Here is a 250-nt window from a genome sequence, read left to right on the forward strand (position 1 = left end):
GTATTCGTTTTTTGTCGAGTCATACACGAAGGCATCTTTGTTGAATCGGCCATCAGCCTTGGCGCTTGAAGTCATTGGCTTAGGCACATAGGCCGTGATGTTTGCGTCGTGACAGGCAAGGATCTCTTCACCCTTGAAGTAGCCTCGGTCAGCCACCACGGACAGCGTTTCTGTCCCCATCGCCTCGCGGGCTTGCTTGGCCATTGGGCTGAGCTGGTCTCGGTCGGATCCGACGTTGGTCACCTCATGC

The 250-nt window shown here is 55.6% G+C and carries 1 pseudogene; it reads right to left on the minus strand.

Annotated features, from left to right (window positions below):
- A pseudogene (locus tag H4J77_RS19695) lies at positions 1-250 on the minus strand (IS5/IS1182 family transposase); the annotation flags it as partial.

Source organism: Pseudomonas sp. 5Ae-yellow, assembly GCF_014077575.1.
In the GTDB taxonomy this organism is placed as follows: Bacteria; Pseudomonadota; Gammaproteobacteria; order Pseudomonadales; family Pseudomonadaceae; genus Halopseudomonas; species Halopseudomonas neustonica.